The organism is Streptomyces sp. NPDC085927, from assembly GCF_044540975.1.
GTDB lineage: Bacteria > Actinomycetota > Actinomycetes > Streptomycetales > Streptomycetaceae > Streptomyces > Streptomyces hirsutus.
Map to the genome: position 1 here is coordinate 104,061 of NZ_JBITSN010000017.1, position 20,461 is coordinate 124,521.

Annotated in this window: 18 protein-coding genes; 5 read left to right on the plus strand and 13 right to left on the minus strand. The window is 73.0% G+C overall.

All coding sequences use genetic code 11. The features are described 5' to 3' along the window. Nucleotides 1-178: 178 nt before the first annotated feature. Nucleotides 179-382 (minus strand): hypothetical protein, encoded by a 204-nt coding sequence (locus tag ACIF80_RS32020; RefSeq protein ID WP_004924871.1) that lies wholly within the window; start codon nt 380-382, stop codon nt 179-181. 379 nt (nt 383-761) lie between these two features. Beyond that, nucleotides 762-1,043 carry an acylphosphatase gene (locus ACIF80_RS32025; protein WP_399811049.1) on the minus strand — a complete coding sequence of 94 codons (282 nt, stop codon included), beginning with the start codon at nt 1,041-1,043 and terminating at the stop codon, nt 762-764. A gap of 164 nt (nt 1,044-1,207) precedes the next feature. On the opposite strand from ACIF80_RS32025, the gene ACIF80_RS32030 reads away from it, so the two are divergent. Then, entirely contained in the window at nt 1,208-2,527 is a 1,320-nt protein-coding gene (locus ACIF80_RS32030; RefSeq protein ID WP_399811052.1) for a CAP domain-containing protein, read from the plus strand. A 184-nt stretch (nt 2,528-2,711) separates the two neighbouring features. Beyond that, complete coding sequence (locus ACIF80_RS32035) at nt 2,712-3,122, plus strand: winged helix-turn-helix transcriptional regulator (RefSeq protein ID WP_399811054.1); 411 nt, start codon at nt 2,712-2,714, stop codon at nt 3,120-3,122. Here the strand turns inward: ACIF80_RS32035 and mutM are convergent. The 8 genes from mutM to recG all read right to left on the minus strand — a co-directional run bounded on the left by mutM (nt 3,095) and on the right by recG (nt 10,753). Next, nucleotides 3,095-3,955 carry a bifunctional DNA-formamidopyrimidine glycosylase/DNA-(apurinic or apyrimidinic site) lyase gene (gene mutM, locus ACIF80_RS32040; RefSeq protein WP_399811056.1) on the minus strand — a complete coding sequence of 287 codons (861 nt, stop codon included), beginning with the start codon at nt 3,953-3,955 and terminating at the stop codon, nt 3,095-3,097. The genes ACIF80_RS32035 and mutM overlap by 28 nt on opposite strands. Nucleotides 3,956-4,102: 147 nt before the next feature. Further along, on the minus strand, nt 4,103-5,026 hold the full coding sequence (gene rnc, locus ACIF80_RS32045) for a ribonuclease III (protein WP_399811058.1): 924 nt from the start codon (nt 5,024-5,026) through the stop codon (nt 4,103-4,105). 7 nt (nt 5,027-5,033) lie between these two features. Further along, nucleotides 5,034-5,207, minus strand: coding sequence for a 50S ribosomal protein L32 (rpmF, locus tag ACIF80_RS32050; RefSeq protein ID WP_003951102.1), 174 nt, complete (start codon nt 5,205-5,207; stop codon nt 5,034-5,036). A gap of 2 nt (nt 5,208-5,209) precedes the next feature. Beyond that, nucleotides 5,210-5,854 (minus strand): DUF177 domain-containing protein, encoded by a 645-nt coding sequence (locus tag ACIF80_RS32055; protein WP_055592479.1) that lies wholly within the window; start codon nt 5,852-5,854, stop codon nt 5,210-5,212. A gap of 194 nt (nt 5,855-6,048) precedes the next feature. Beyond that, nucleotides 6,049-7,173 (minus strand): ATP synthase F0 subunit B, encoded by a 1,125-nt coding sequence (locus ACIF80_RS32060; protein WP_399811060.1) that lies wholly within the window; start codon nt 7,171-7,173, stop codon nt 6,049-6,051. 186 nt (nt 7,174-7,359) lie between these two features. After that, on the minus strand, nt 7,360-7,839 hold the full coding sequence (gene coaD, locus ACIF80_RS32065) for a pantetheine-phosphate adenylyltransferase (RefSeq protein WP_399811062.1): 480 nt from the start codon (nt 7,837-7,839) through the stop codon (nt 7,360-7,362). Nucleotides 7,840-7,865: 26 nt separating this feature from the next. Beyond that, nucleotides 7,866-8,453, minus strand: a complete 588-nt coding sequence (rsmD, locus tag ACIF80_RS32070; protein ID WP_399811064.1) for a 16S rRNA (guanine(966)-N(2))-methyltransferase RsmD — start codon at nt 8,451-8,453, stop codon at nt 7,866-7,868. Between the two features lie 62 nt (nt 8,454-8,515). Then, nucleotides 8,516-10,753 (minus strand): ATP-dependent DNA helicase RecG, encoded by a 2,238-nt coding sequence (recG, locus tag ACIF80_RS32075; RefSeq protein ID WP_399811066.1) that lies wholly within the window; start codon nt 10,751-10,753, stop codon nt 8,516-8,518. 338 nt (nt 10,754-11,091) lie between these two features. On the opposite strand from recG, the gene ACIF80_RS32080 reads away from it, so the two are divergent. Both ACIF80_RS32080 and ACIF80_RS32085 read left to right on the plus strand, forming a co-directional pair. Further along, entirely contained in the window at nt 11,092-12,942 is a 1,851-nt protein-coding gene (locus ACIF80_RS32080; protein ID WP_399811069.1) for an HSP90 family protein, read from the plus strand. Then, on the plus strand, nt 12,939-15,938 hold the full coding sequence (locus tag ACIF80_RS32085) for a tetratricopeptide repeat protein (RefSeq protein ID WP_399811072.1): 3,000 nt from the start codon (nt 12,939-12,941) through the stop codon (nt 15,936-15,938). Before ACIF80_RS32080 ends, ACIF80_RS32085 begins: the two co-directional genes overlap by 4 nt. 183 nt (nt 15,939-16,121) lie before the next feature. Here ACIF80_RS32085 and ACIF80_RS32090 read toward each other — a convergent pair whose 3' ends face one another. Further along, nucleotides 16,122-17,840 (minus strand): DAK2 domain-containing protein, encoded by a 1,719-nt coding sequence (locus tag ACIF80_RS32090; protein WP_399811074.1) that lies wholly within the window; start codon nt 17,838-17,840, stop codon nt 16,122-16,124. A 266-nt stretch (nt 17,841-18,106) separates the two neighbouring features. Here ACIF80_RS32090 and rpmB point away from each other — a divergent pair, with 266 nt between their 5' ends. Next, on the plus strand, nt 18,107-18,292 hold the full coding sequence (gene rpmB / locus ACIF80_RS32095) for a 50S ribosomal protein L28 (RefSeq protein WP_033282681.1): 186 nt from the start codon (nt 18,107-18,109) through the stop codon (nt 18,290-18,292). Between the two features lie 149 nt (nt 18,293-18,441). Here rpmB and thiD read toward each other — a convergent pair whose 3' ends face one another. Both thiD and ACIF80_RS32105 read right to left on the minus strand, forming a co-directional pair. After that, complete coding sequence (gene thiD / locus ACIF80_RS32100) at nt 18,442-19,284, minus strand: bifunctional hydroxymethylpyrimidine kinase/phosphomethylpyrimidine kinase (protein WP_399811190.1); 843 nt, start codon at nt 19,282-19,284, stop codon at nt 18,442-18,444. A gap of 74 nt (nt 19,285-19,358) precedes the next feature. Beyond that, complete coding sequence (locus tag ACIF80_RS32105) at nt 19,359-20,324, minus strand: thiamine-phosphate kinase (protein ID WP_399811078.1); 966 nt, start codon at nt 20,322-20,324, stop codon at nt 19,359-19,361. Nucleotides 20,325-20,461 lie beyond the last annotated feature (137 nt).

The following is a 20,461-nucleotide window of genomic DNA, read 5'->3' on the forward strand; positions in this document are numbered from 1 at the left end:
ACCAAACGTTAAAGACGGTGAAAGGATGCGCGGGGCAAGGAATTCGGAGGTCCGGGCGGCGCGGGGGGTGCGGAGGCAGGAAAGAAGGGACGCCGGGGCGTCCCTTGCACTTCTGACAACGTGGCGGTGGTGACGGGCGGACCGGCCACTGCTGCGCCGTGGTGGAGCGGTGCAGTGATCAGGTCAGCGCAGGCTCCGCCTGGTGTGCGTCAACGCTCTCCATGATCCTGTCGTGAGAAGCGGCAGCCGCAAGCTCGTCGTTCTCCGCCTGGATCCGTACGAGTTCGGATTCCAGGTCCTGGACGCGCTGCTGGAGCCGTCGCATCTCGGCGAGGAGTCGAGGGTCGGAGCCGCCGACGTAACCGAGAAGCGCCTTTGCCATGATGAATGGTCCTCCACAATGCGTGACCGACCTGTGCGGTGTGGGTCGTGAGGGATGAGCACCCGCGATGCTTGGCAGACCTGGAGTTGTACTGCCGTTCAGCCATGCCAAACAGCTAAGGTGCGCGGGGACTTTCAGCGTCTCACCAAAAAGTTTGACGGTCAACACGATCACACGCCGTATCGGCCGACGACGCGGCGTACACGGCCGCCGGGCGGCTGAGCCGCGATTCCCGCGGGCGCTCTCGGCGTGGCGGCCGTCGGTGCGGGGGAGCCTCCCACGATCTCGCGGGCCTTGGCAATCACCAGGACTTTTCCGCTCCGCGGACCCTGCCGCGACGGCGGCCCGGCACTCCCACCGGCCCTCCGGGACGGCGGGCTCAGCGGATGGCGAAGCCGTCGTATCCGCCTCGGGGTGTGTCCCAGATCTCGGTGACGCCGTCCACGTGTCCGGGCGTGTCGCCGTCCTGGAGCCAGTCGAGCAGCCCGTCGCACTGCTCGCGGGAGCCCTCCGCAACCACCTGGACGCGTCCGTCCGCCAAATTGAGAGCAAAGCCACTCAGGCCGCCGATCTCCAGCGCCTTGGCCCGCGTGAACCAGCGAAAACCCACACCTTGGACGCGTCCTCTCACCCAGGCCACCAGTCGCACATCCTCGCTCATGACTGCAACCTAACCGGACAATGTCACTCGGGGCACTCCCTCCCCTGACGGCATGCGGTACCGTCCCGATCGAATGAATCTCATATGAAACTCACTCGTTGGTGTGAGTTTCGTGTTGAACGCGAGGACGAGTCGACCGACGCAAGGACGAGGAAGGCCAGGACATGGGACGCCACCGACGCTCCGCCGCCGGCCGCGCCGCCACGGGCCGCGCCGCCACGGGGGTCACTCAGCACGACGACCTGTACGACGGAAGCCGCGGCCCGCTGGGGGCCCACGCCGAAGACGCTCCGACGATGGGTATCGCCCCCTACCTGAACCCGGAGGCGTACGCCGAGACGTCCGCGCGGAGCGCGGCCTACCTCTTCGCGACGGAGGAAGCTCCCGGGGGCGGCTACGCGGGGCACTTCACGCAGGGCGGCTTCCCCGGAGGCCCCCACCGCGAGGCCGGCCACCAGGGCGGCGGCTTCGCCGCGGGCCCGGGCCGCTCCAGGTCCGCTGACACGGCCGCCGCCGACACGGCCGTGTTCGCGGGTGACGGCCTCCGGCGCGGGGGCGTCCCGCAGCAGGGCGGCTCCCCGGACGACGGCTTCACACCCGGCGAGAGCGACCGGCACTCGGGCGGACGACGCCGGAAGAAGAAGGCCGCGACCCCGGTCCGCTCCGGCCTGCTCGGGGTGTCCGCCGCGGTGGCCCTCGGCACGGTCGCGGTGGCCACGGGCGCGGTTCCCGGTCTCGAGAACTACAAGCTGGGCGGCGACCGTGCCCCCGGCGACAGCGTCGAGGCCGCGGGCACCCCGACCAACACGCCCGGCGAACTGGGCGGCACCTCGGGCAGCCTCGAGAGCCCGAGCCGCGACGCCGGCAACCCCGCGAGCCGCGACGCCGATCGCGCGGCCTCCCCCAAGCCCTCGCCGTCGGACTCGTCCGACGGGAAGGCGACGAAGACGCCGGAGAAGAAGGCGCCCGCGGAGGCCGGGACGGCGGAGGAGAAGCCGTCGGCGACACCGAGCGAGGAGGTGTCGGAGAAGACGACGGCTCCGGAGCGCAAGACCGCCCCGCCACCGGAGAAGAAGGCGCCCAGCAGTCCGGTGACCGTCTCCGAGGAGGCCGCCGCCGGAGCCCAGGTGCTCCAGCTGGTCAACCAGGAGCGGGCCAAGGTGGGCTGCAGCCCGGTGGCCGCGAACAGCTCGCTGACCGATCTGGCCACGGCGTTCAGCAAGGACATGGCCGGCCGCGGTTTCTTCGACCACACCGACCCCGACGGCGACACGCCGTGGGACCGGGCGTCGGCGGCCGGGATATCCGACCTGGGCGGGGAGAACATCGCCCGCGGCCAGGCCACCGCCGCGGACGTGATGGAGGCCTGGATGAACAGCCCCGGCCACAAGGCGAACATCCTGAACTGCGACTTCAAGACCCTGGGCGTGGGCGTGCACTTCGGCTCCGGCGGCCCGTGGTGGACCCAGAACTTCGGCTACTAGAGGTTCCCGTACCAGAGGTTCGCAGCAGGACGCGCACGGAGACGGACGGCGGCCCGGGATGTCCCGGGCCGCCGTCCGCGCTTGCTCGCATGCCTCCCGCCCGCCTTCCCACCCGGCCTCCCGGGCGCTGTCGTGCGGTGAGCGCTGCCCATGGGTGAGCGCTGGGCCGAAGTACGCTGAAGGCATGACAAGCACGCGGCCGCACCCGGAGGACTCGGCGGAGCAGCGGCTCCCCTACAACGCGTTCGCCCGGGTGTGCCCGTCGCGCGGCACGCTGGAGCACGTGACGGGACGCTGGGGCGCACTGACGCTCGGGGCGCTGTCCGGGGGTTCGCTGCGCTTCAACGAGTTGCGCCGCCGGGTCGACGGCGTGAGCGAGAAGATGCTCTCCCAGACTCTGCACGCGCTGGAGCGCGACGGCCTGGTCCACCGCGAGGCGCAGCCGACCAATCCCCCCCGGGTGGACTACGAACTCACCCCGCTGGGCCACGAGGTGGCGCGGCGCGTGCTGTCCCTCATCCGTTTCCTGGAGGACAGCATGGACGACGTGCTCCGGGCCCGCGAGAACTACGACGAGGCGCGCGGAGCCCTCTGACACTTCGGGCAGAAGTAGCTGGACCGGTTCATCCAGGGCCGTCGGCGCATCGGCGTACCGCAACGGCGACAGGGCAGGCCCTCCCGGCCGTAGGCGTCCAGGGACCGGTCGAAGTAGCCCGATTCGCCGTTGACGTTGACGTACAGGCTGTCGAAGCTGGTGCCGCCCACCGCGAGGGCGGCGTTCATCACGTCCCGGACGTGGTCCAGGAGCAGTTGGGAGCGCGGGCGGGTGAAGGTCTTCGTGGGGCGCTCGTAGTGGATGCGGGCCCGCCACAGCGCCTCGTCCGCGTAGATGTTGCCCACTCCGCTGATCAGCGACTGGTCCAGCAGGGCCCGCTTGATCGTGGTGCGCTTGCGGCGCAGCGCCCGGTGGAAGGCCTCGTCGTCGAAGAGCGGGTCGAGGGGGTCGCGGGCGATGTGCGCGATGACGTCGGGCAGTCCGTCGGGGGTGTTGTCGTGCAGCGAGAGGCCGCCGAAGGTGCGCTGGTCGACGAAGCGGAGTTCGGTGTCCAGGTCGTCGGTGAAGCGGACCCTCACGCGCAGGTGCTTCTCGTCCGCCGCGGTGTGCGGCTGGACCAGCAGCTGACCGCTCATGCCGAGGTGGGCCAGGACCGACTGGTCCGAGTCCTCCAGGGGCAGCCACAGGTACTTGCCGCGGCGGCTGGGGACGCCGACGCGGTGGCCCTTCAGACGGTGCGCGAAGTCGTCGGCGCCGGCGAGGTGGCGGCGGACCGCGCGCGGGTGCAGCACCTCGGCCGCGGCGACGGTCCGGTGGGCGACCCACCGCTCCAGTCCGCGGCGTACGACCTCGACCTCGGGCAGCTCGGGCATGGTTCCCCCTCCGAGGACCTCTCTCGACGACCACGACCCGAGCGCCCGCCCCGGCAGGGGGGCGGGCGCTCGGGTCGCGCTCTGCGTGCAGCGCGACCCCCGAAGACCGCGGGTGCCGCGTGATCCGCTCGATCCGCGTACGGATCGTCAGGCGGAGGCCGCCGACGTGTCGGCGGCAGGCTCGGCGCTCGCCTCGGCGGCCGGGCCGGCCGTTCCGGTCGAAGCGGCCGTTGCTGCCGAGGCAGCCGTTTCGGTCGAAGCAACCGCTTCGGCCGGGACAGCCGCTTCGGCCGAGGCAGCCGCCTTGGCGCGCTCGTCCGCCGCGGCCCGGATGGACCGCCAGGCGGACTCGGCGGCCTGCTGCTCCGCCTCCTTCTTGCTGCGGCCGGTGCCGGTGCCGTACGAGACGCCTCCGACGCGGGCGGCAGCAGTGAAGGTCTTCTCGTGGTCGGGGCCGGTCTCCGTGACCAGGTACTCGGGCACACCGAGTCCTTCGGTCGCGGTGAGCTCCTGGAGACTGGTCTTCCAGTCCAGGCCGGCACCGAGGTTGGAGGACTTCTCGATCAGCGGGTCGAACAGACGGTGCACCAGCTCCGCCGCCGAGTCGAGTCCCTGGTCGAGATAGACCGCGCCGATCACCGCTTCGAGGGTGTCGGCGAGGATGGATGCCTTGTCCCGGCCACCTGTGCCCTCTTCACCGCGGCCGAGCCGGATGAAGGAACCGAGGTCGAGCCCGCGGCCCACCTCCGCCAGCGCACGCGAGTTGACCACCGCGGCCCGCAACTTGGCCAGCTGGCCTTCGGGCAGATCGGGGTGGGTGCGGTACAGCGTGTCCGTGACGACGAGGCCGAGCACGGAGTCCCCGAGGAACTCCAGTCGCTCGTTCGTCGGCAGACCGCCGTTCTCGTACGCGTAGGAACGGTGGGTCAGCGCGCGCACCAGAAGGGCGGACTCGAGCTTGTAGCCGAGCCGCCCTTCCAGAAGCGTGTGGGACGAGGCCTGGTGGTCCGCCGATCCGCTCCCGCTCGCGCGGGGCGACTGCTTCTTGGGCGTGGACACAGTGCCTCTCACCAGCCGCTCAGACCTCGAGGACCTGGCGCTTGTTGTAGGTGCCGCAAGACGGGCACGCGATGTGCTGCTGCTTGGGCTCGTGGCAGCGCTCGCACGCAACCAGGGTGGGGACCGCAGCCTTCCACTGCGACCGGCGGTGGCGCGTGTTGCTGCGCGACATCTTCCGCTTCGGAACAGCCACGGCTACTTCTCCTGCTTCTCGTCGACGCCCGGTTCGGCGCCGCTCATCTCGTCCTTCTCGCCATCTTCGGGTGAACCGGCGAGTCCCTGCAGTGCCGCCCAACGGATGTCGACGGCGTCGTGGTGGTGGTCCGGGTCGTCCGCGAGCCGGGCTCCGCATTCGGAGCACAGGCCGGGGCAGTCGTCCTGGCACACCGGCTGCATCGGCAGTGCGAGCACCACCGCATCGCGCAGCACGGGCTCGAGGTCGAACATGCCGTCCTCGAGAGGGAGCCTGTCCTCGTCGTCCTCGGCGTCGTCGCCCGGTTCCGCCTTCACGCGGCCCCGGTCGTCGGCGTCAGGGTACGAGAACATCTCCTGGTATTCCGCGACGAGCTCCTGCTCGAGCGGCTCCAGACACCTTACGCACTCCCCCTCGGCCGTCGCACGGGCGGTGCCTGTGACGAGCACACCTTCCATGACCGACTCGAGCCGGAGTTCGAGCTCCACCGGGGCGCCTTCCGGCACTCCGATGACTCCCTGGATCCCGAGGTCCCTGGGCGCCTCGATCGAGCGGGTCAGGCGCTGCAGCGCGCCCGGCCTCCGTCCCAGCTCGTGCGTATCGAACACGAGGGGATTGCGGTGGTCGAGGCGGGCGTTCAGAGCCATTCCTGCTTTCGATCTTCGAGCTCGGAGAAACGCTGTCCCGTGGTGTTCCCGGGCAGCATGGATCGCGGACGTCTACGGAGTCGAAGCAGCGCACACACGACCGATGAGCCAGGATACTGGACCTTCGGCTCTCGTCCCAATCCGGGCCCGTGACGGGCTGTGGCCCGGGCGCCGCCCGGGCCGTGGCCGGACGGTCAGCCGTTGCCGCGGCCCTGTTCGTAGGCGCGCAGCTGCTCGGCGCTGATCATGCTGGTGTCGAAGAGGCTGGCCTCGTCGAGGGCCGCCGGGTTCTGCTGCTGCGGGGCGTAGCCCTGCCGGCCCTGTCCGGGGTCGTAGGCCGGCTGCTGCGGCGTCTCGTAGCCCTGGTAGGCGGCGTACGGGTCGGCCTGCTGAGCGGCGGCCTGCTGCGGGTAGCCGTAGGGGTCCTGCCCGCCGCCGTACTGCTGCTGGTAGCCGCCGTACGGATCGGGCTGCTGGTTCTGCTGCGCGTAGCCGTACGCCTGTTCCTGCTGGGCGTAGTCCTGCTGGGCGGCCTGCGGAGCCTGCTGGGGCTGCTCGGGCACGGTCTGCTGCGGCCGGGCGGGCCGCTGGACCGGGGCGTCCGACATGGCCGCGAGGTCGGCGAGGTAGTCGGCGTCGCTGGAGTGCTGGACCGTCGTCATGTCCTCGGCCAGGGCGCCGAGGTCGTCGCTGGCGATCCGGCCGTGCAGGGTCTGGCGGCCCCGGCCGACCGCCTCCAGGGTCTTGGCGAGGACCGCCTCGAAGGCGCCGAGCTTGACGTCGACGTACTCGTCGGCGCTGCGGCGCAGGGTCTCCGGGTCGTGGCTGCGCTCGGGGGCGTCCTCGTCCTCGTAGCCCTGCTCGTCGAGGCCGGGCCCGGTACCGAGCAGCTTCTCGCGGCCGCGGCCGACGGAGCCGAGGGTCTTGGTGAGGACGACCTCGAAGTTGGCGAGCTTGGAGTCGACGTAGTCGTCGGCCTCGGCGCGGACCTCCTCGGCCTCCCTGCGGGCCTCGCCGAGAATCCGGTCGGCCTCGGACTGGGAGCGGCGGGCGACCTCGGTGCCGGAGATCAGGGAGCCGCGCTCGGCGTGCGCGCCCTCGATGATCCGCTCGGCCTCCTGACGCGCCTGCTCGACCATCTGCTCGCGGCCGCCGATGAGTTCCTGGGCCTGGGCGAGGGAGTCGGGCAGCGCCGCGCGCACCTCTTCGAGCATCGAGAGCAGGTCGGCGCGGTTGACCACGCACGAGGCCGACATGGGCATCGAGCGGGCCCCGGAGACCAGGTCGACGATCTCGTCCAGCTTCTTCTGCACGTCCACCGTGTGCTCGCCACTCTCTACAGCTGTGTTGGAGACGGACGCAACGACTGTACGGCCCTGGGGCGGGTGGGGAACACCGCCCGGCGGATTGCCCGGGGGCCGGCGGCTCCGGGCCCGGAGCCGCCGGGCTTCGCCGGGCGCTCAGTGCCTGCGCGGGCGGGGCCCGGACCGTGCGCGGGAGGGCTCTCAGTCCTTGCGGAGGCGCTCGGAGAGGGCGGAGAAGACCTCCGGGGGCACCAGGTGCGAGACGTCGCCGCCCCAGGTGGCGACCTCCTTGACCAGGGAGGACGACAGGAAGCTGTAGGTCGGGTTGGTGGGGATGAAGAGGGTCTCCACGCCCGAGAGGCCGTTGTTCATCTGGGCCATCTGCAGCTCGTAGTCGAAGTCGCTGACCGCGCGCAGGCCCTTGACGATCGCGGGGATGTCGCGCTGCTTGCAGAAGTCGACGAGCAGGCCGTGGAAGGCCTCGATCCGGATGTTCCCGTACTCGGCGGTGACCCGGCGGATCAGGTCGATCCGCTCCTCGATCTCGAACAGGCCCTTCTTGGACTGGTTGATCATCACCGCGACGTAGACCTCGTCGTAGAGGCTCGAGGCGCGGCCGATGATGTCGAGATGTCCATTGGTGATGGGGTCGAACGACCCGGGGCATACGGCGCGGCGCACTTGTGATCCCTCGCTCTCCGGTCCGGTCATCGTGCGTCTTCGCACGTAGAGGCCGCGCGACCGTACCAAAACGTTCCCTCTCCGTAGCGACGGGCCCGGAGCGCCTCGAAGCCGGGCGGCCACGCGAACTCCCCGCCTCTGGTGCTGCGCTCCACGGTGACGAGGGCTTCGCCGGCGAGCCAGCCCCCGGCACGGAGTGTGAGCAGGATCTCGCGAAGATCGTCGTCGGAGACGGCGTACGGGGGGTCGAGGAAGACGAGGTCGTACGGTTCGGCCGGCGGGGGCGTACGGATGATCTGTTCCGCTTTGCCCGGTCTGACCTCCGCGCCGGGAAGCCCCAGGGCCTTGACGTTGTCCCGGACCGTGCGGACGGCTCTGGCGTCGGCCTCGACGAGGAGGGTGTGCCCGGCTCCCCGGGACAGGGCCTCCAGGCCGACGGCGCCGGAACCGGCGTACAGGTCGAGGACGCGCTCGCCCTCCAGCGGGCCGCCGAGGAGGGCCTGCCAGGTGGAGAACAGGCCTTCGCGCGCGCGGTCGGAGGTGGGGCGGGTGCCGTTGCCCGGCGGTACGCCCAGGCGGCGTCCGCCGGCCCGGCCGGCGATCACGCGGGTCATGTCCTCGTCCTTGTCCTTGTCGGTGTACCGGCCGGTGCCCGGAGGCCGGCCGCCCCAGTCTGTCAGCCCTTCTCCAGGTACTGCTCCCTCTCGTCGTCCAGCAGAGCCGCCAGCGCGGTGCGCAGTCCCGGCAGGCGCTCCAGCTCGGGGTCGGCGGCGACGACCGCGGTGGCCTCCTCGCGGGCTTCGGCGATGACCTCCTCGTCGTCGATGACGGCGAGCATGCGCAGGCTGGAGCGGGTGCCGGACTGGGCCTGGCCGAGGACGTCGCCCTCGCGGCGCTGTTCGAGGTCGAGGCGGGAGAGCTCGAAGCCGTCGAGCGTGCCGGCGACCGCGCCGAGCCGCTGCCGGGCCGGGCTCGCCTCGGGCATCTCGGTGACGAGCAGGCACAGGCCGGGGGCCGAGCCGCGGCCGACCCGGCCGCGCAGCTGATGGAGCTGGGAGACGCCGAAGCGGTCCGCGTCCATGATCACCATGGCGGTGGCGTTGGGAACGTTGACACCGACCTCGATGACGGTGGTGGCGACCAGGACGTCGGTCTCGCCGGCCGCGAAGCGGCGCATGACGGCGTCCTTGTCGTCCGGCTGCATCCTGCCGTGCAGGACCTCCACGCGCAGGCCGCTCAGGGGCCCTTCGGCCAGGTGCGCGGCGACGTCGAGGACGGCGAGCGGGGGGCGCTTCTCGGCGTCGTCCGCGGAGGACGCGGGCTTCGCCTTCCCGGTCTTCTTCGGGTCGTCCTCCTCGTCCCCGATGCGCGGGCAGACCACGTACGCCTGGTGGCCGTTCCCGGCCTCCTCGCGGACCCGCTCCCAGGCGCGGGCCAGGAAGTGGGGTTTGTCGGCGGCGGGGACGACATGGCTGGCGATGGGCGAGCGGCCGGCCGGGAGCTGGTCCAGGACGGAGGTCTCCAGGTCGCCGAAGACGGTCATCGCGACCGTGCGCGGGATGGGGGTGGCGGTCATGACGAGCAGGTGCGGGGGCTGTTTGCCCTTGCCGCGCAGGGCGTCGCGCTGTTCGACGCCGAACCGGTGCTGCTCGTCGACGACGACCAGGCCCAGGTCGTGGAACTGCACCTTGTCCTCGATCAGCGCGTGGGTGCCGATCACGAGGCCGGCCTCGCCGGTGGCCAGGTCGAGCAGGGCGTGGCGGCGGGCCGCCGCGCCCATCGAACCGGTGAGCAGCACCACCTTCGTGGCGTTCTCCGCCCCGCCCAGCATGCCGCCCTCGGCCAGCTCGCCCATCATCTCGGTGATCGAACGGTGGTGCTGCTGGGCGAGCACCTCGGTGGGCGCCAGCATGGCCGCCTGTCCCCCGGCGTCGACGACGGCGAGCATGGCGCGCAGGGCGACCATGGTCTTTCCGCTGCCGACCTCGCCCTGGAGCAGCCGGTGCATCGGATGTTCGGTGGCGAGGTCGTCGAAGATCTCCGCGGAGACCTTCTGCTGGCCGTCGGTGAGCGTGAAGGGGAGCCGGTCGTCGAAGGCGGCCAGCAGGCCGTCGGGCTTCGGTCGGCGGGCGACGGCGGGGAGCAGACCGTCGGCGTGCCGGCGGCGGGCGAGGGCGACCTGGAGGACGAAGGCCTCGTCCCATTTCAGGCGGGCGCGGGCTTCCTCGACGTCCGCCCTGGTGTGCGGGCGGTGGATCTTCAGCAGGGCCTCGGGGAGCGGGAGCAGACCGCGCCCCTCGCGCAGCGGGCCGGGGAGGGGGTCCACGGCGTCCCGGGCGTGGGGCAGAACGGTCTGGAGTGCCTTGCCGATCTTCCAGGACTCCAGTTTGGCGGTGGCGGGGTAGAGCGGGATGAGGGCGCCGGCCCAGGTCTCGACGCTCTCCTCCGGATCGCCTCGCAGCAGCTCGTAGGCGGGGTGGGCGAGCTGGAGCCGGCGGTTGAAGACGGAGACCTTGCCGGCGAACATCGCGCGGGTGCCCGGCAGGAGTTCCTTGTGCGGCTTGTGGACTCCGCTGCCGAAGAAGACGAGCTGGAGCCGGCCGCTGCCGTCCGTGATGGTGACCTCCAGGCGCTGGCCCTTGCCGCGCGGGGCCTTGGCGGAGGCGAAGGTGTGCAGGCGGGCGTCGGCGACCTGGGCGACCACGGTGACGTGCTCGTCCATGGGGAGGTCGGCGAGATGGGTGAGCTGGCCGCGCTCCTCGTATCTGCGGGGGTAGTGGTGGAGGAGGTCGCCGACCGTGTGCAGGCCGAGGTGCTCGGCCATCACCTTCGCGGTGGGAGGGCCGAGCACCGACTTCAGCGGCTGTTGCAGTGGTTCTTGCGACGGTTTTTGCGATGCGGGCACGGGATCCATTGCACACCACGGCACTGACAAAGCGGGAACGCCCGTGCCGCCGCGCCCTGTCGTCCGGCTCGCGTCGTCCGCCCGGAGGGCGGGCAGCGCGGCGTGAGGTACGTGCTCCCGGTGCGTCGGGCCCTGAGCCTCGTACGGGAGGTACCCGGGTCCGGGCCCGGTGCGGCCAGTGGGGGTCCCCCGCTCGAAAAGCTTGGGGAAGGTCGGGAATTCCCTGGTCAGAGGAGTCTCCCGCGCTCTAGGATGACGCGCCAATGCTCCGGCCATCCCTGCGGTCACCGCCTCACCGGGACCGCCCGACCCCGCGCCGTCAAGAGTCCCCCACCGGCGCTGTGACGATGGACTCCCAGATCTCTCAGGCACCCCAGGCATCCGGCTCACCCCAGTCGCCCCATACGTTCCAGGTCGATCTTCGCGGCCTGGTGGACCTGCTCTCCCATCACCTCTACTCCAGTCCCAAGGTCTATCTGCGCGAGCTGCTGCAGAACGCGGTGGACGCCATCACCGCCCGCCGCGCCGAGGATCCGGACGCCCCCGCCCGCGTGCGGCTGTCCGTGGAGGCGGGCGCGCTGCGGGTGGAGGACACCGGCGTCGGCCTCACCGAGGCGGACGTGCACAGCCTGCTCGCCACCATCGGGCGCAGTTCCAAGCGCGCCGAGGGTCTGCAGGAGGCCCGCTCGGACTTCCTCGGACAGTTCGGCATCGGGCTGCTCGCCTGCTTCGTGGTGGCCGAGCGGATCCGCGTGGTCAGCCGCAGCGCGCGGACCCCGGACGCGCCGCCCGTGGAGTGGACGGCACGCGACGACGGTTCGTACACGGTGCGGACGCTGCCGCACGAGGCGCTGCCCGAACCGGGCACCGCCGTGCACCTGGTGGCGCGGACCGGGTCAGCCGAGTGGCTGGCCGAGGAGCGGGTCCTGTCGCTGGCCCGGGACTTCGGCTCGCTGCTGCCGTACGACGTGCGGGTGGGCGAGGAGGCGGTCACCGAGCTGCCCGCGCCCTGGGACCGTGCGCATCCGAGCCCCGCGGCCCGCAGGGCCGCACTCGCCCGGCACTGTCACGACCTGTTCGGCTTCACCCCGCTGGACTCCATCGACCTGGACGTGCCACTGGCCGGGGTGCGCGGAGTGGCGTACGTGCTGCCCTCGGCGGTCAGCCCGGCCCAGCGCGCGGGGCACCGCGTGCACCTGAAGGGCATGCTGCTGACCGAACGGGCCGAACAGCTGCTGCCCGACTGGGCCTTCTTCGTGCGCTGCGTCCTGGACACGGACAGTCTGCGGCCCACGGCCTCACGCGAGTCGCTGTACGAGGACGAGACGCTGGCCGGGATCCGCGAGGCGCTGGGCGAGCGGGTCCGCGGCTGGCTGACCGGGCTGGCCGCCGGTGACCCGGAGCGGCTCGCGGCGTTCCTGTCGGTGCACCACCTGGGCGTGAAGGCGCTCGCGCGGCACGACCGGGAGATGCTGCGCACCATGCTGCCCTGGCTGCCGTTCGAGACGACGGACGGGCGGCTGTCCCTGGAGGAGTTCGCGCAGCGGCACCCGATGGTGCACTTCACGCGGACCGTCGAGGAGTACCGGCAGGTCGCGCCGATCGCGTCCGCGCAGGGCATCGGCGTGGTCAACGGCGGTTACACGTACGACAGCGAGCTGGTCGAGGCGCTGCCGGCGGTGCGGCCGGGCACCGTGGTCGCCGAGCTGGACGCGGACACGGTCACCGCCCATCTGGACGCGGTGGACCCGGCCGAGGAGCTGGCCCTGTCGGGCTTCCTGGCCGCCGCGCGGGCCAGACTGGATCCGCTGGGCTGCGACGTCGTCCTGCGCGCGTTCCACCCGCTGTCCGTGCCCGCGCTGCACCTGGACGACCGGGAGTCCCGGCACGAACAGGCGCGCGCCGAGGCGGAGTCGGGTGCCGACGACCTGTGGGCCGGCATTCTCGGCTCGCTGCGCGGCAGCGCCCCGCGGGCACGTCTGGTGCTCAATCACCTCAATCCGCTGGTGCGGCGGATCGGTTCGCTGGGCGACTCCGAACTCATCGGTACCGCGACCGAGTCGCTGTACGGGCAGGCGCTGCTCATGGCGCAGCGGCAGCTGCGGCCGGCCGACTCGGCGCTGCTCAACCGGGCGTTCCTCGGCCTGCTGGAGTGGGCCACCCACGACGACGAGTCCACGGGGGGCTCCCACCGATGAGTTCGATCACCGATTTCGATTCCCTGCGCCGCGCGATGGGCGAGAACTCCGAGCAGCCGGAGGGACCGGCCCGCAACGCGCGCGCGGAGCACCTGCTGCTCGAGGCCGAGAAGCTGAACATCCCGCTCGCCGTCATCGAGGCGCTCGGACACCAGCTGAAGGTCTACAACTACAGCTCGGAGAAGGGGAAGATGTTCGTCCCCTTCGCGCGGCTGCTGCGCATGTGGGACGAACGCCCCGAGGACTTCGACGAGTACGAGACGCATTCCCTGCACTGGGTCTTCAAGTGGATGTCGGCCGGCATGCTCGACCAGCCGCACATCCCGCTCGCGTCGATCGAGAAGTGGCTCGGCGAGATGGAGCACCGCTACCGGCTGGCCGGCCATTCCGAACGGGCGGTGCGCAGCGCCGGGTTCAGTGTGGCCGCGCATGTCGGGGACATGCCGCGGGCCGAGCGGGCGTACGCCGCGTGGCTGGCCGCCGACCGGGACACCATGGCCGACTGCCACGCGTGCGAACTGCACGGGCAGGGCTGGTGGCAGGCACACAACGGGCGGGACGCGGAGGCGCTCGAGCTGTGGCGGCCGGTCCTGGAGGGCGAGTTCACCTGCGCCCACGAACCGCACACGGTCCTCGCGTCCTCCCTGCTGCCGCTGCTGCGGCTGGGCCGCGCGGACGAGGCGCGCGCCCACCATCTGCGCGGTTTCCGGCTGGTCCGGCCCATGGAGAGCATGCGCGGCGCCTACGCGGACCATGTGGAGTTCTGCGCGCTGAGCGGCAACGAGGCGCGCGCCCTCGAACTGCTCGCGGAGCGGCCCGCCTACTTCACCGACGAGGGTCATCCGCGCAGCAAGCTGGACTTCCTGAGCGTGGTGACGCTGCTCATGGACCGGCTGACCGAGCTCGGCCTGGGCGCCGGCCGGGCCCCCGGGCCGGCCGGGCGGGCCTGGACCGCCGCGGAACTCGCCCCGTACGCGCGGGCCGGGGCGCTCGCTCTGGCGGCCCGTTTCGACGAGCGCAACGGCACGGAGTACGTCAGCGCGCAGGCCCGCGCGCGGATGGCGCGCCGCCCGCTGGTGGACCGGCTGCCGCTCGGCGTACGGCCGTCGGGCACGTCCCCGATACGCGCGCCCGAGCGGCCGGTGGCGCCGGGTGCCGGGACGTCGGCGGCGTCCGGCACGGAGTCCTCCGGCGATTCCGCGCCGCCCGCACTGCCCGCCCTGCTCGTCGAGGCGCGGCGGCTGTCGGACACCCTGCGGCCGCACGCCGTGGAGGCGTGGGCGGCGGTGGCGCGCGCCGCGGAGGAGGCGAAGGCGGCGGGGGACGACACCGTCCTGGAGCCCCGCGACCGCGCGGAGATCGCCGACCACGAGGCGATGGCCCTCGGCCCCGGGGCCCCCGGCCTCTTCGAACGGGCCGCCGAGCTGTACGCGCAGGCGGGCGACCCCGGGGAGGCCCTGGCGGCACGCGCGCGTGCCGCGTACGTCCATGCGCTGGCGGACCGGGTGGACGAGGCGCTCGCGGCGGTGGCCGGGCCGCACGAGGAGATCCTCGCGCTGTACGCCGCCGGCGGTACGGGCCTGCGGCAGACGGCGTCGGTGCTGATGGCACGGGCACGGATCCTGACCCGGCGCGTGCACGCCGCCGGGGAGGACCTCGAGGACGCCGTCCTGGAGGAGGCCGTGACCGCCGTACGCGCGGTGCTCGCGCTCGTGGAGGGGCACACCGGCGAGGACGTTCGGCTCGCCGCGCGGGCCGCCGAGGCGCAGGCGATGCTCGGCGAGCTGGCGGGGCACGCCGGGGACGTGGACACCGCCGCGGAACTGTCCGCACGGGCCGCCGGGGCGTTCGTCGCGGCGGGGCTGCCGTGGTTCGCGGTGGAGTACGAGGCCCGGCTGGCGCAGCTCGCCCACCATCTCGGCGACGTCGACGGCACCGAGCGGGCGCTGCGGGCGGCCCTGGAGCACGGCGGACCGTACCTGGAGCCGGTCGGGCGGGCGCAGCTGCACCTGCAGCTCGCCGAGCTCACCGGCGGGCTCGGGCGGGTGGCGGAGGCCGCGGACCACGCCCTGGAGGCGGCGCACTGGGCCGACGAGGCGGGCGAGGGACCGACGCTGGGCGCCTGGGCGCGGCATCAGCTCGGCGGGTTCCTGCTGCGGCGCGGGCGATGGGCCGAGGCGGCCGAGGTGCTGGAGTCCGTACTGCCCGACGTGACCGCCGGGACGCACGGCGAGGGGGCGGTCGTGCAGACGCTCTGGTGGCTGGGGGACTGTCTCGGTGAGCTGGGCGAGCACCGGGCCGCCGCCGAACGGCGGTTGCAGGCCGCCGAGATCGCCCGGCACTGGCCGGAGCAGCAGGACCACGCGACGCTGGCCCATCTGGCCGCGTCCAGCCTGGAGCAGGCGGGCCTGGCCGGCGAGGCGGAGCGGGCCTACGCGCGCGCGGGCGAGCTGTGGCGCGCGATCGGCGACACGGCCGGTCTGGTGCGCTCGCTGCGCGCCCGCGCGTGGCTCACGCTGCGCGGGGAGGCGGGCCCGGACGGGGCACGCGCGCTGATGGCGGACGCGGTCGAGGAGTGCGGGGCGGCGGTGGACGCGGCCCCGGACGACGAGACCCGCGCGCGTCTCACCGCCGAGCTCGGCCACACGCACCGGCAGTTCGCGGACCTGCTGGTACGGGTGGAGGACGCGGGGGCCACGGACGACGACGGGGAGACCCTGTTCCAGGAGGCGGTGACCGCGCTGGACCGGGCGATCGCCGCGTTCGCGCCCCTCGGCCCGGACACCCTCGAGGACCGCTCCCGGGCCGAACTGGCCGCTGCCCGGCTGGAGGCCGACCTGGGCCGTCCCGCGGACGCGGCGGCACGCGCGCGGGCCGTCCTGACCGCCCACGGGAACGCCCCGGAGGAGGACGAGACGGCCCGGTCCCTGCGCGGCGAGGCGGAGCGCCTCCTGAACACCGTCACAAAGGAGAAGCGGGAGCCGGTGGAGAACTGAGCCCGTCGGACGACGGCCGCGCGGGCCGGGCTCTCCCTCGACGCCCTCGCGCGCGGCCCGCCCGTCGCCCGGCCGCCGGGCCGGGCCCGGAAGTCCGCCGGTGCTCGCCGGGTACCGGCCCCGGCACCCGGGCCGCCTGGCGTGGTCGGTCCCCGCCTGTCGGGGGCAGCGCCGCCTGCTTCCTCACTCCACCCCGATGAGGAGCAGGGCGCCCTGTCTGCCGCCCTGGTAGAGGACGGTGTCGACGGCCAGGTAGCCCTCGCGGACGTGGGTTTCCAGGTGGGTGGCGAGGGTGTGGGGGGTTTCGTCGCCGAGGACCAGGGTGACCATCTCGCCGCCGGCGGAGAGCATGCGGTCCAGGACGGCGGTGGCGGTGGCGGTGACGTCGTCGCCGATCACGGCCACGTCGCCGTCGATGAGGCCGAGGACGTCACCGGCCTGGCAGATGCCCGCCATGGTCCAGGACTGCCGTTCGGCGACGGCGATCTCGGCGTACCGGGTCGCGCCCGCCGCCGAGGTCATCGCCACCACGTCCTCGTCGAAACGGCGCTCCGGCTCGTGCACCGCGAGCGCCGCTATGCCCTGGACCGCGGAACGGGTCGGGATGAGGGCCACCCTGAGCCCTTCGGCGCGGGCTTGTTCGGCCGCCGCCGCGGCGGTGTGGCGCAGCTCGGCGTCGTTGGGCAGCAGCACGACCTCGTGCGCGTGGGCCCGCCGCACGGCCTCGACCAGTTCGCCGCTCGCGGGCGGCTCGCCGGGGCGGGCCAGCACCGTGGTCGCGCCGGCCCCGGTGTACAGGACGGCCAGCCCTTCGCCGGGCACCACGGCCACCACGGCCCGCGCGGCGCGTTCCACGGGCGGACGGCCGGCCCTGGGGCCATGGGCGTCACCGGCACCGAAGTGCGCGATCCGGATACGGTGCGGGCGCCCTGCCTCGACCCCCGCCTCCACGGCGGCTCCGGCGTCGTCGACATGGACGTGGACGTTCCACAGTCCGTCCCCGCCGACCACGACGAGCGAGTCCCCGAGACCGTCGAGCCGCTTCCGCAACCGCTCCACGGCCGCGTCCTCGGCCTCCAGGAGGTAGATGACCTCGTAGGCGGGCCCGGCGACCGTGGCCTCCGTCACTCCCCCGCCGTCGGCGCATCCGGCGGGTTCCCCGTGCCCCACGCGCGCGTGGGGCACGGGGCGCACCCGCGCGTGCGCCCCGGCGGTGTTCCTGTACGCGCCGGACGCGGGCCCTCCCGGCGTCTCCCCCGTGAACGTCTCCACCAGAGCCGCGAGCACCGCCACCAGCCCCCGGCCGCCCGCGTCCACCACGCCCGCCCGCCGGAGCACGGCCAGCTGGCCCGGCGTCGCGGCGAGGGCCGTGCGGGCGCCGTCGTAGGCCGCCCGCGCCACCTCCCCGCAGTCGCCCTCCGCAGCACCGGCCGCGTCGGCGGCGGCCGAGGCGACGGTGAGCACGGTGCCCTCCACGGGGTGGGCCACGGCCTGGCGCGCGGAGTCGGCCGCGGTCCGCAGGGCGCGCCGCAGCCCCTGTCCGTCGGCGTGGGCCGCCTCGTCCCCGGCCAGCACCTGGGCCATCCCCCGCAGCAGCTGCGCCAGGATCGTCCCGGAGTTGCCGCGGGCGCCGATCAGCGCGCCGTGGGCCATCGCCCGCGCCGCGTCGGCCAGCGTGGGCCCCTCGGACCCCTCTGCCGCGTAGCCCGCGAACACCGCCTCGACCGCCGTGGCCGCGGACTCGACCGTCAGGTAGAGATTCGTACCGGTGTCCCCGTCCGCCACGGGGTAGACGTTGATCGCGTCGATCTCCTCGCGCGCGCGCCCCAGGGCGTCGAGCGCGAGTCCGCACCAGGCGCGCACCGCGAGAGCATCGAAGAATGTCTGCGGCACCTGCGCCACCTGCGCCTCCCTGAGCTGCTGGACGTGTCACGCAGCGTAGACCTCGGGGGGCCGGACACCGGAAGCGGGCCGGGCGGGCCGCTGAGCTGCCATGCTGGTTTCGTTCTACTGGTTCAGGCGTTGTATGCTGCTCCGGTTGCCCGATCCGAATCGGGCCTCTCCCTGGCAGAGCCACTCAGATTCCCAAGAACTCCCCGAGTTCCGGCGTTCTGATCCCGGCATGCCGGGATCAACCGTAAGTGCATCTGAAGTCTTTGGAGTGACCCGTGGCTGCCAACTGCGACGTCTGTGGCAAGGGGCCGGGCTTCGGCAACAACATCTCGCACTCGCACCGCCGTACGCCCCGTCGCTGGAACCCGAACATCCAGCGTGTGCGTACCGTGGTGAGCGGGACGCCGAAGCGCGTGAACGCTTGCACCTCGTGCATCAAGGCCGGCAAGGTCTCGCGCTGACGCTCTCGCTGAGCGCGCGGCCACAGCTGGTTCACCGCACTGAGCCGGTCCACCTCGGGTGGACCGGCTTTTTGCCATGCCCGCGCGCGGCACGGCCGGCGGGGGTCCTGGTGCCCACGCCGGCGTTCCCGGCCCGGCGGGTTGTCGCCTCAGTCCTCGTCGGACGCGGTCCCGGTCCCGGTCGTCCCCGGGCCGTTCCCCCGCCCGAGCGCCCAGCCGTGATCCACCGGCCCGATACCGGCGCCCAGCGAGAACCCGGCCGCGATCGCCCCCGTGACGTACTCCTTGGCCGCCGTCACCGCCCGAGGCACCGGCTGTCCCTTCGCCAGCTGTGCGGCGATCGCCGAGGCGAGGGTGCAGCCCGTGCCGTGGGTGTGCCGGTTGTCGTACCGCGGGGCGCGCAGCCAGTGCTCCTGTGAACCGTCGGTGAGCAGGTCGACGGCCTCTTCCGAGTCCCCGGCGAGATGGCCGCCCTTGATCACGACCCACTGCGGCCCGAACGCCAGCACCGCTTCCGCGGCCCGGCGGAAGTCCCGTTCCGACTGTGCCCGCACACCGGTGAGCTGGGCCACCTCGTCCAGGTTCGGCGTGGCCACGGTCGCGACCGGCAGCAGCTTCGTCCGTACGGAGTCGAGCGCGGAGGCCGCCAGCAGCGCGTCCCCGTGCTTGGAGACCCCCACCGGGTCGACGACCACCGGCGCCCGGCTGCCGGCGAGCAGGCCGGCCACCGCCTCGACGAGTTCGGCGGAGGCGAGCATGCCGGTCTTGACCGCCTGGACCCCGATGTCGTCGACGACGCTGCGGTACTGGGCCCGTACCGCCTCCACCGGCAGCGGCCAGGCGCCCTGCACGCCGAGGGAGTTCTGCGCGGTGACCGCGGTGATCACGCTCATGCCGTGGGTGCCCAGCGCGAGCATCGTCTTCAGGTCGGCCTGGATCCCCGCGCCCCCGCCGGAGTCCGAGCCGGCGACTGTCAGCACCCTCGGCGGCACGGCCCCGGCACCCGCCGCGCCCCCGGCACCTCCGGTGCCCTCCGTGCCCGCGCCGCTCCCGGTGCCCCCGCCGCTCATGACTCGATGTCCGCGAAGTGGTCCCAGCCGCCCTGAGCGGTCCAGGGCGCCCCGTCGACCGTCACCTGGGGCAGCGCCGAGGGATTGAGCACCTCGCCTATCACCTTCCAGCGGGCGGGCAGCTTCACGTCCGGTGGGAAGGTGGCCACGATCGCGTGGTCCTCTCCCCCGGTCAGCACCCACTGCATGGGGTCGACGCCGACGGCCTGCCCGATGTCGTTCATCTGGGAGGGGATGTCGATCGCCCCGGAGCGGATGTCGATGCGCACCTTGCTGGCCTCGGCGATGTGCCCGAGGTCGGCGATCAGTCCGTCGCTCACGTCGCACATCGCGGTCGCCCCCAGCCCGGCCGCGGCGGGACCGGCGTGGTACGGCGGTTCGGGCCGGCGGTGCGCCTCGACGAAGGCGCGCGGCGAGCGGAAGCCGCGTGAGAGCACCGCGAACCCGGCCGCGGACCAGCCGAGCCAGCCGGTCACCGCGACGAGGTCGCCGGGCTGTGCGCCGCCCCGGGTCACCGGCTCCTGGTTGCGCAGGTCACCGAGCGCGGTGATCGAAACCATGATCGTGTCGCCGCGTACGACGTCTCCGCCGACCACCGCGGCCCCCGCCACCTGGCACTCGTCGCGCAGTCCGTCCATCAGCTCGGAGGGCCAGGTCACCGGCAGTTCGCCCGGGACGACCAGCGCGAGCAGCAGCGCGGTCGGCACGGCGCCCATGGCGGCGATGTCCGCGAGGTTCTGCGCGGCGGCCTTGCGGCCGACGTCGTAGGCGGTGGACCAGTCCCGGCGGAAGTGCCTGCCCTCGAGCAGGACGTCGGTGCTGGCCACGACCCTGCGGTCGGGTGCGGCGACCACGGCGGCGTCGTCGCCGGGGCCGATCCGGACCGCCGGGGTGGTGGTGAGGCGGGAGGTGAGCTCCCTGATGAGCCCGAACTCCCCGAGCTCACCAACCGTGCCCTTCATGTCCCCAGCTCCCCTTCTGTCCCGGGGCGTTCCCGGTTCCGTTCCCGGTCGCGAGTCGTCCCTGCCCTCGCTACGGTCGAAGTGACCGTCAACTTGTGTCCAGTCCGTACCCCGGCGCGCGGGGCCCGGTTCCCGCA